We start from the raw sequence: 10920 nt of genomic DNA on the forward strand, positions 1-10920 counted from the left end.
ACGGGCTCAAATGGGCTCCGTCGGAACGATCTCTCCGAGGATCAGAGTTTACAGAGGTCCCTTATAAATATATCAGTGGCCGTGATCGTGGCCCATTTCGTCGTGACCCCTCTCGGGCAAAAGAGGTTTTCCCACTTTTTTAAAATAATCGTTTAGGGCCTTGGTTATCGCCTCTTCCGCCAGGACAGAGCAGTGCATCTTGACGGGAGGCAGGCCGTCTAAGGCCTGGGCCACCGCTTTATTGGTGAGAGCGGCCGCCTCGTCCACCGTCTTTCCCTTTATCATCTCCGTGGCCATGCTCGAGGAGGCTATGGCGGAGGCACAGCCGAAGGTCTTAAACTTGACGTCCACGATGATATCGTTCTCGACTTTGAGATATATCTTCATAATATCCCCGCACTTGGCGTTGCCCACTTCGCCGACCCCGTCGGGATTCTCGATCTCCCCTACGTTTCTGGGATCTCTGAAATGGTCCATCACTATCTCGCTGTAAAGCACGATCAAACACCCTCCTGTCTCTTCAGAAAATCCTCCCAGAGGGGGGACATGGCCCTTCTCCGCTCAACTACCCTAGGTAGGTACTCCAATAAGCGATCGACGTCCTCGTCGGAGCTGTTTCTTCCCAAGGTCAGCCTGACCGATCCGTGGGCCATCTCATGGGATAGGCCTATGGCCATGAGCACGTGGGACGGGTCCAGGGAAGCGGAGGCACATGCGCTGCCTGTCGAGGCGGAGAAACCTCCGTCGTCTAGGTCCAGAAGAAGGGTCTCCCCCTCTATACCTACGAAACTGAAGTTAGAGTTGTTGGGCAGACGACGATCTCCGATAGGACCGTTTATCCTGGCGTAGGGAATTTTCCTGAGAAGGCCCTCCATCAGCCTGTCCCTGAGGGAGGAGAGCCTCCTGGCCTCGTTGGCCATCTCACCGTGAGCCAAGGCTGCGGCAAGTCCCATTCCCACAATTCCTGGGACGTTCTCCGTCCCGGAACGTCGACCGGACTCCTGGCCTCCGCCGTGGATAAGGTTCTCTATCCTAACGCCCTTACGGATATAGAGGGCTCCAACCCCTTTAGGGCCATAGAACTTATGGGCGGCCATGGACAGCATATCTATATTCATGGCCTCCACGTCTATGGGAATGTGGGTCACCGCCTGAACCGCATCGGTGTGAAACAGCACCCCTCTTTCCCGGCAGAGCCTTCCTATGGAGGTCACGTCTTGAACGGTGCCAATCTCGTTGTTGGCCATAGCCACCGAGACAAGGATGGTATCGTCCCTGATGGCCTTTTCCAGCACATCTAGAGGGACAAAGCCCTCGCCATCGACGGGAAGATAGGTAATATCAAACCCCTGACGCTCGAGAAACTCCATGGAATGGGTTATAGCGTGATGCTCTATGGAGGTGGTTATGAGATGGCGACCTTTTTTAGCCCCTAGGGCAAAAGCCGCTCCCTTCAGGGCCCAGTTGTCCGCCTCCGAGCCCCCTCCGGTGAAGAATATCTCCTTTTTATCCGCCCCTATGACCGATGCGACCTGGGCCCTTGCGGTATCTATGGCGTTTCTGTTAGGCTCTGAGGCGGAGTAGAGAGAGGACGGATTGTGGAAGGATCGAGTAAAATAAGCCTCCATAGCCTCGAGTACCTCTGGCCTTACATAGGTTGTAGCGGCGTAGTCCATGTACACGTTAGTTTTCATTGCGTCGCCTCCCGTAAGGATCTGCGAAATCAAATGCCTTTATCCTGAAGAGAGACTATCATACCCAACTGTTTATGTCAACTTTAGCGCCATGGCCATAGCCGAGGCGGTCTCAAGGGAAAAGAGACAGGGAACTCCCGATTCCGACGCAGCCCGACGCATCTTGAACCCCTCTAGGACCGAACCGCTCTCAGGACCGGGAATGTTGACCACAAGATCCCACTTACCACAGGCTATATCGGACGAGAGATCCCTGTCCCCGTCGACCTCATTACATTCGACTCCCCATCGTCTCAGGAAACGGGCGGTGCCGGAGGTGGCCTCCACCGACCATCCTGTCGAACTGTAGAGGGCCGCCACAGAACAGGAGTCGGATTTTTTCTCGTCGTCCACGGAGAAAAGGACCCTGCCTTTTATGGGAAGCGACCATCCAGCTCCCTCCCAAGCCTCTCGAAGGGCCTCCGCCATAGAAGCCCCCACCCCCATGGACTCCCCTGTTGAGCTCATTCTAGGGCCAAGCCTGGTGTCGACTCCGGGGATCTTCTCGGTGGAGAACACCGGAACCTTGACCGCTATGGAGCCGCTGTGTCTGTGAAGCCCCTCGACCCCGAAGGACTCCAGCCCCTCTCCCAGGGCCAGGCCCACCGCCATATCCACCAAAGGCAGATCGGTGACCTTTGCGACTATGGGAACGGTCCTGCTGGCCCTGGGGTTGGCCTCTATTACCGACAGCCTTCCTTCGTGAAGGACCATCTGGACGTTGAGAAAGCCCCTTATATCGAGAGCTTTCCCTAATTTAGAGCATATGTCGACTATCTCGTCCCTCTGAAGGTCGGTCAGAGAGAGGTCTGGAAATAGGGCCACCGAGTCCCCTGAATGGGTTCCTGAGGGATCGAGATGCTCAAAAATTCCAGGGATAAAGACCTTACCTCCGTCGCAAAGGGCGTCGACCTCGAACTCCCGCCCAGGGAGAAATCGATCAAGAAGAACCTCCTGTCCCGGAACGGAGTCGAAGGCGAAACGAAGCACCGAATCGAGATCCTCAAGCCTGGACACCACCTTCATAGCCGCCCCTCCTATGACGAAGCTAGGACGAACCATCAGGGGGAATCCCAGTCTCTCCCCTACCGCAAGGCCTTCCTGGACGTCTTTGACGCTGTCGCCCTCGGGAAAGGCTATGTCCAGATCCCTCAGGAGGTCGGCGAAAATTCCCCTGTCCTCGACGGCTGTCAAGGTCCGACCGGAGGTCCCTAGAAGGCCTATACCGACGGACTCGAGCTCCAGGCCAAGCCTCAGGGAGGTCTGTCCTCCAAAGGACGCGAAAACCGATGAGACTCCCTCCCGATGTAACAGGTTTTCCAGGTCCTCCAGTGCGAGAGGCTCGACGTATAGGCCGTCGGATATATCGTGATCGGTGCTGACGGTCTCAGGGTTATCGTTGACCATGATGGACCTTATGCCCCGTCTTCTCAGGGCGTCGACGGCCTTAACGCAACAGTAGTCGAACTCCACACCCTGGCCTATCCTTATGGCCCCTGAACCTATAACGGCGATAGGCTCCCCTGAAGAGGGGGAAAAAGGATCTCCTGTCGCACCGTAAGTCCCGTACCAATAGCCCGATCCCGCCGGGACCTCCCCGGCACATCCGTCGACCTCACGGTATCCAGGGTATATTCCCCACTTTTTTCGGAGGTCTTTTACCTCTTCGACGTCCATACCGCCCATCTTCCCGACCGCCCCGTCGGAGAAACCCTCAGCTTTCGCCGATCGGAGGAGATCCTGGGTCATAGGATCTCCTCCGAGGCGGCGTTCCGTGAGGACGATGGATTCCATGGCCTTAATAAAGTAGGGATGGACCGAGGACAGACGGGACAGCGACTCCACCGATCTACCTCTGCGGATTAGCTCTATGGCCGACCTAAGACAGCGATCGGTAGGGGATGTCAGGTCCATCTCCAGCTCGGAGTCGGAACGGCCCGGTTCGTCTCTATCCATCCAGGGCTCCGTGGCAAGGGATCTCATGGCCTTCATCCAAGCTTCCTGAAAGGACAGCCCCATGGCAAGGACCTCCCCTGTGGCCTTCATCTTCGTCCCTAGAGAACGGTCCTTAACTTTAAATGTGTCGAAAGGGAAGCGAGGGACCTTTACGACCACGTAGTCCAACGCTGGCTCGGCCATGGCGCTGCCGCTCCCGGTAACAGGGTTTGGCATCTCCGCCAGAGAACGGCCTAGGGCTATCTTTGCTGCCATTCTGGCGATAGGATAACCTGTAGCCTTGCTGGCCAAGGCGCTGGATCGGCTGGCCCTAGGGTTGACCTCTATGACGACGTAATCCTCCCCGTCCGGGGATATGCCGAACTGGACGTTACAGGCTCCCCTCACGTCCAGGGCATCGACTATACGAAGGGCCGAGTGTCGGAGAACCTGCCACTGTCTATCGTTAAGGGTTAAAACCGGCGAGACAACAACCGAATCTCCGGTATGGACCCCCATAGGATCAACGTTCTCCATACTGCATACCGCCAGTCTGTTTCCTGACCCATCCCTGACGACCTCAACCTCTATCTCTCGCCAGCCCCTCAGATACCTCTCCACCAGCACCCTGTTCACAGGGGAGGCCCTAAGGCCACCGTCGACAGTATGAACCAGAGAATCGCTGTCCTCCACCAGACCTCCTCCTGTCCCACCTAAGGTGAAATCAGGGCGAATCACCAGGGGGAAACCGGTTTTATCCGCAAAGTCGATAGCCTCCTCCACCGACGAGACGTAGGCGCTCTCAACCACCGGCTCGCCTATGGACACCACGAGATCACGAAAAGCCTCCCGTCCCTCCGCCAGGAGGATGGACTCGACGGAGGTCCCCATAACCTTTACGCCGTAACGATCCCAGAGCCCCAGCTTATGACACTCGACGCACAGGTTAAGGCCGGTCTGGCCCCCTAAAGTGGCTAGGACGCCTTCGACCTGGTGGGACTTTAAAATGTCCTCCACCGATTTAACCGTCAGAGGGCGAATATATACGGCATCCGCCAGCAGGGTATCGGTCTGTATGGTCGCTGGATTGCTGTTGAGGAGGATCGTCCAACACCCCTCATCCCTAAGCGCCCTGCACGCCTGGCTTCCGGAGTAATCGAACTCCGCTGCCTGTCCTATCCTGATAGGACCGGAGCCTATAACCAGGACCACCGTCTTTTTATCCATTGGGCTGGGCCTCCTTGATCTGGTCTATAAATCGGTCAAACAGAGAGAGCCCGTCGAGAGGGCCCGCTCCCGCCTCAGGGTGAAACTGAACGCCCCAGGCCCCTGTCTCGGTATGGCGGACTCCCTCGACTGTGCCGTCCGCGAGATGCCTGAAGATAACCTCCAGGCCGGTCCCATCCAGGCTCGACTCGTATATGGCGTAGCCGTGGTTCTGGCTGGTGACAATGGCGTGACCGGATTTTTCCTCCACAACAGGATGGTTGCTGCCTCTGTGGCCGTAGGGAAGTCGTTGGGTTTTCGCTCCGCAGGCCAGAGCCAACAGCTGACACCCTAGACATATCCCGAAAACAGGTATCGAACCTATAAGGGCACGGATGACGGCGATCTCCTCCGACAGCTCCGACGGATCCCCTGGGCCGTTGCTCAGCAACACCCCGTCAAAGCCTCCGTTTAATATCGTAGAGGCGGAACTCATATGGGGCAAAACTGTGACCTTGCACCCCAATCGGACAAGACGGCGAACTATGTCCGACTTTACCCCGTAGTCGATCAAGGCCAATGAGAGATCTCCCACACCGAAACACTTAGAGGATTTAGAGGAAACCTGGTGAACCAAATCACCTCCGAGAGCGTCGATCAAGGGCTTTTCTGCCGCCTTTGAGACCCGAGCCATAGAGGTCCCTATTTCCCTTATCCGGAGGATAAGGCTCCTACAGTCGATTCCAACCAAGATAGGGACGTCCCACCGATGTAACCAATCTCGAACGTTACCGTCCATATCCTCTATACGACCGATAATAACCGCTTTAACCCAGGGACGGGAGCTTTGAAGGTCTTCCTCGTCAAGGCCGTATAGGCCTATACAGGGGAAGGCAAACACCAGGATCTGACCGTAATAGGAGGGATCGCTGATGGACTGAGAGTATCCAGGATAGGCGGTGGTGAAGACTATCTCGCCATCTAATGATGGAGAGGGCAACGTGGACCGACAGGGGAAGCTGGTTCCGTCGGCGAGGGTAAGATTGAGCTGATACATAGGCACCTCCCGTGAACTTTTGTTTTCAAACAAAGATGTAGTGATTTTTAGTTCATAGAAGGATACACCAACCAAGCACAAAAATCAAGCTTGCAATCGATTGCATAAACCGAAGTGTAGAATACAACAGACTAAGCCTAAGGTAAAGACGGAGAGAGGGAGGCCCATGGGCCTCCCTCTCTCCGTCTTTACCTTTTTTAGCGTTTTATGGTGATCCTTCCGTCTACAACAGGGTCGACTATTCCGTCGGTGTGCCTTACCGTCTCGGCAAAAACGTCGGAGTCGGATACGTAGAAGTCCTGTCCCTTTTTCGAGGCAAAGGTGTAGAACTTATCTCCACCGCTTCCGGTCCAGGAGTAGACGGCGACGGTGTATTCCTGGTCGTCCACAACGGACTTCCACTCGTCGCCTTTTTTGACCTCAAGGGAGACGACCCTCGACCCAGGCCTGATGAGCTTGGAATCGTTGTCTATCAGGGCAGGCTCTTTGGAGAGATCGAACAGGACCTTCAGACCGGAGATCTGGAGGAAAGCCCCACTGGGAGCTCTGTCGTTGGGCTCGTACTTGTCGCCTTCTCCTATAAGAGCCGAACCGGAGACCTCCATGACCTCTTTCAGCTCTTTGCCGGTGAGGACAAAGGTCTGAAGGGTGTTACCCCAGGGGAACACGTCCATGATGGTGTTGTAGGAGACGTCTCCTGCGGGGATAATTTTATCCCCTCTGATGCCACCGCCGTTTACGAAGGCCACGTCTGTCCCGGCTTTCCAGCGAAGTCCGTCGGCGAGATAGTTGCCTAGGGCCGATTCCTGTCCTCTGACAACGTCCCTTGTGGCGTCGACGTTGTTAGGCATGGTTCCGACCTTTTTGCTTAAGTTTTTCTTGAGTTCCTCGCCAAAGGGCTCAATTGCGGCCTGAACGTCCTGAGCCTTGGCTATGGACTGGCGCATCTCTATGAGCTTCCAGGAGCTATTAGCCTCGTCGACGAGACCGTCTTTGATATCCAGCTTCATCGCACCTATGTAACGGGCCATGGATCCGGCCTGGCCTATCATTGTTTTCCATCCATCAGGCCCCTCGACTATCTCCGGAGCGCTCATGACGGTATGGCTGTGTCCTCCCAGTATGGCGTGTATTCCCTTTACCGACTGAGCGACGAGCCTATCCGCCTCTATTCCTATGTGGGTAAGGGCTATTACGACATCGCAACCGTCGGCTTTGAGGTCCTCAACGGCTTTTTTCGACACTGCGACAAGGTCCTGTCCCGCCTTGACGTCAGGACCTGGGCTCGTGAGGGAGTCCAACTCGGTGCATAGAAGACCGAAGAAACCGACTTTAAGCCCATTTTCAAGGGTTTTAGTCCAGCTAGGTTGAAGTCTCAGGTCATCTCTGGTAGTCTCCAGGTTAGCACAGATGATCGGGAAAGATGCGGATTTCAGGAACTCACCGAAGACATCCGCCCCAAGATCGAACTCGTGGTTGCCCGGAATACCGAGATCAACCGGAATAGCGTTTATCCCCGCTAACTCGGCCTTCCCGTGGAAAAAGAAGAAGAGAGGCCCCTCTACCGTGTCGCCCATCTGGACTACTACGGTGTTGCCTGGATCCTCGGCCTTTATCTCCCTGATAGCGGTGGCTATTCTGGCGACACCGCCGACGTCTTCCTTGACCTTTTCACCGTCGACCTTTACCGTAGCCTCGTAGGAGAATATCTTGCCGTGCATATCGTTGAAACCGACGATATTGACGACACCGTCTTTGGCCCATAGGGGGCACGTTGAAAGGAGAACCAAAAACAAAACAGCTAAAACACGAATAACACCGTTCCTTTTGCTCACAAAAACCACTCCTTATTGTTAAGTATGGTCTAAAAACGGAAGATAGAACTACAACTCGATGCGGTAAGCATACCATAATCTACCGATATAACTCAAAGCTCAAAATTAGAAAGGATGATGATTTATGGTCGATATCCCGTCGCTGATCAGTATGTTGTTGATATTTTGTGCCAGAGTTACCGACGTGAGCCTCGGAACCTTTAGAATACTCCAACTCGTGAGAGGCCGGAGAATGGCCGCCGCACTGATAGGATTTTTCGAGGTAATGCTTTACATGGTCGTCTTAGGTCATATACTGGGAGGCGGCAGGGTTTTAAGGCCTTTAGAGCTCATCGCCTACTGTCTCGGATACGCCACAGGAAATTACGTAGGGTCCTATCTGGAAGACCGCCTTATGAAAGGCTATACCCTGGTAGAGGCCATGGCCCCCTGCGATGAACACAGTTTAGAGGTGATAAAGAAACTGAGGGAAGGCGGATTCGGGACCACGGTGATACAAGGAGAAGGTAAAACCGGCCCTAGATACGTGATAAAGATAATATGCAACAGAAAGGATATCCCGGAGATAAACAGAATACTGGACAACATAGCCTTCGTGTCGGTTTTCGACGTCAAGAGCTGTTTTGGTGGCTATTTCAGGATGAAAAGAAAATAGGGAGACGTGCCTAAACAGGCACTCCCCCTATTTTTTTAAAGGCATCTCTAAAAACTCACCTTTGAGTCCCCTCGGAGAGACCGTCCCGCCTGCGCCCTGTTTCGCCCAATCGTATACTCGACCTGCCTGTTCCGTACGAACCGCCTCGGAGGGCACGTCCTGTGCCCCCTCGGCTTGGGGCGACGTCCTGTCGCCCCATTCGTACTACACAACGGCATGTCGAGTATACGGGCTCAAATGGGCTACGTCGGAACGATCTCTCCGAGGATCAGCGTTTTTAGAGGTTCCCTTAACTAAAAAATATCTCTACTTGGGGTCCGCGGGGTTGGATGTCTTACCGTACTCCACGTCCTCAAGCCACCAGGTCGGATAGCCAGCGGACTCCTGTGCTCCTTCGTCGGTCATGACGTAGCCATCGCAGTACTTGCCGACGAGGGTGTCGCCAAGCTCCCACCAGGCCTTCTCAACCGCCAACATGTTGTTGTAGCTGTAGTTGGTGAGGAACTCTACGGCACTGGCGGGGTCCTTCTTGTGCATCTCGACGGCGGTAGCCTTTATGGCAGGGACCTCGGCGAAGAACTGGCCCTCGAAGCGGCTCCGCTCGGCGGCGATATCTTTGATCATGTAGTTCCACTTGAGGGTCGCCCAGTTGCTGACGAAATTGAAAGCCCAGAAGGCGCTGTTTCTGTCCATTTTGTGACGATAACCATCGGACCAGCTGCTTGGGACCTTCGTCACTCCGGCGAAAACAGGGACGTAGACGGTGGTCAAAGGCTGATCCAGCCCAAACCACATAATACCACCGACCGAATCGGGGAGGTCCGCCCAGGTCTGAGCCACATGGCTGTAGGAGCAACGGAATATGCTGATGTTCCTCTCCCAGTAGACGTCTTTAGTTCCATCAGGACGCTGATCCTTGTTGGCTCTGTAGAAGACCGGTGACTCGAAAGGACCGCCTGCTTTGGTCTTGGACAGATCGTAAGGGGTTCCCTGATAGTGATCCCTGTTTATAGCCATAATATCCTGAGCGGAGACCTTCTTATCGGGCTTAACCGAAAGAGGATACTGAGCGGCGGTGGGGCTCAGGTTAAGGGACGGAGCCAGAAGGCTCAGAGCTCTCCACTCTCTGCGGCTACAGATAGGGGCGTAATCGTAGTCCTCTGCGGGCATATAGGCCTTGTTGAAGAGGAACTCCTCCCCTTCCTTCCACCATCCCATATCCTTGGCAAAGGAAATGACATTGGAGGAAGCCATGTAGTTATCCTTGTCCTTGAGGTCGAGTTTGCCTATCCTGGAACGGTTGGCGATGACGCTGACGTGATCGTCGGGAATCCTAGCGGCGGCCCAGACAGCACCGGGTATTCCAAGCTCCGAGTTCCAAAGAGGTCCAGGTCCGGTTATCTCAAAGAGCCATACCTCGTTACCGTCGGCAATCCAAAGTCCCTCTCCGACATCGCCGTATCCGTACTTCTCGGCGAGAGCTCCCATTACGACGATAGCGTCCCTTGCGGTCTTAGCCCTCTGAAGGGCGAAGACCTGGAGCATCTCTATGGTCATCCAGCCACTGTCGCAGTAGGATTCCTCTCTCCCACCCCAAGTGGCCTCAGCCATCATGAGCTTATGCTCGTTCATGGACGGATAGCCTGTGTTGAAGTAGGTGTAGGTCTCGGATACCTGAGGGATCTCACCAACCTTGTTTAGGGGCTTGGTGGGCATAGTCTGATAGCACAGGTTCTTGTAAACAGGGGCCATGGCCCCATCTTCCCATTTCTGGCCAGGGACTATCTGCATTCTGTGATCGTACCATCCATCGACGGTGTGACTGACGATGGTAGAGCCGTCGACGGTCGCATTTTTCCCCACCATGAGAGAAGTACAGGCTAAAGCTGACCCAACTAACATAGCGGATAGGGCAAAGGCCCCTGCCACTATGCCAGCTTTTCTGATAACGCTTTTCTCGCTCATGAAAAAACCTCCTGAACTATGATATCCCACCTGAAACAGGCGAGAGAGACTCCTGTATCCCAGGTGTCCACTGTTCAATCCTAATCACAAAAGGCAAAAAGGTCAATTTTAGTTTAAAATTGTTTCTATCTGTTGACTTTTAGCCCTCAAAAAGAAGTCATTATGTTCTTTCGTCAGGGAACCTCTAGAAAACTCTAATCCTCGGAGAGATCGTTCCGACGGAGCCCAGAGCCCGTATACTCGACCTGCCGTCGTGTAGTCGAATGGGGCGACAGGACGTCGCCCCAAGCCGAGGGGGCACAGGACGTGCCCTCCGAGGCGGTTCGTACGAAACAGGCAGGTCGAGTATACGATTGGGCCAGAGCGTAGGCGGAACGATCTCTCCGAGGGGACTAGAAAGTGAGTTTTTAGAGGTTCCCCTATATGTCGTTCCATAACAATCCATCTTTTGCCCGTGTGAACGGCCCCAATTTAGGTTAGAATACCGACGTGAACTATTTACGAACCGAGAGGAGAAAGTGCATGAGCAACGAG

Annotated in this window: 7 protein-coding genes; 1 reads left to right on the top strand and 6 read right to left on the bottom strand. The window is 54.6% G+C overall.

All coding sequences use genetic code 11. From position 1 onward, the window contains the following. Window positions 1–72: 72 nt before the first annotated feature. From nifU to B9Y55_RS10290, 5 genes are all read right to left on the bottom strand, one after another. Window positions 73–498, bottom strand: a complete 426-nt coding sequence (nifU, locus tag B9Y55_RS10270) for a Fe-S cluster assembly scaffold protein NifU (RefSeq protein ID WP_085545268.1) — start codon at window positions 496–498, stop codon at window positions 73–75. 2 nt (window positions 499–500) lie between these two features. Then, on the bottom strand, window positions 501–1694 hold the full coding sequence (nifS, locus tag B9Y55_RS10275; RefSeq protein WP_085545269.1) for a cysteine desulfurase NifS: 1194 nt from the start codon (window positions 1692–1694) through the stop codon (window positions 501–503). Between the two features lie 72 nt (window positions 1695–1766). Then, the gene (gene carB / locus B9Y55_RS10280) at window positions 1767–4895 is read right to left on the bottom strand and encodes a carbamoyl-phosphate synthase large subunit (protein ID WP_085545270.1); all 3129 of its coding nucleotides are present in this window, start codon (window positions 4893–4895) and stop codon (window positions 1767–1769) included. After that, on the bottom strand, window positions 4888–5931 hold the full coding sequence (locus tag B9Y55_RS10285; RefSeq protein ID WP_085545271.1) for a carbamoyl phosphate synthase small subunit: 1044 nt from the start codon (window positions 5929–5931) through the stop codon (window positions 4888–4890). The genes carB and B9Y55_RS10285 overlap by 8 nt, the downstream gene beginning before the upstream one ends. A gap of 197 nt (window positions 5932–6128) precedes the next feature. Then, entirely contained in the window at window positions 6129–7766 is a 1638-nt protein-coding gene (locus tag B9Y55_RS10290; protein ID WP_085545272.1) for a bifunctional metallophosphatase/5'-nucleotidase, read from the bottom strand. A gap of 124 nt (window positions 7767–7890) precedes the next feature. On the opposite strand from B9Y55_RS10290, the gene B9Y55_RS10295 reads away from it, so the two are divergent. Then, entirely contained in the window at window positions 7891–8421 is a 531-nt protein-coding gene (locus tag B9Y55_RS10295) for a DUF2179 domain-containing protein (RefSeq protein WP_085545273.1), read from the top strand. 306 nt (window positions 8422–8727) lie between these two features. On the opposite strand, the gene B9Y55_RS10300 is transcribed toward B9Y55_RS10295, so the two are convergent. Next, window positions 8728–10386, bottom strand: coding sequence for a dipeptidase (locus tag B9Y55_RS10300; protein ID WP_085545274.1), 1659 nt, complete (start codon window positions 10384–10386; stop codon window positions 8728–8730). Window positions 10387–10920 lie beyond the last annotated feature (534 nt).

Source organism: Dethiosulfovibrio salsuginis, assembly GCF_900177735.1.
Lineage (GTDB): Bacteria > Synergistota > Synergistia > Synergistales > Dethiosulfovibrionaceae > Dethiosulfovibrio > Dethiosulfovibrio salsuginis.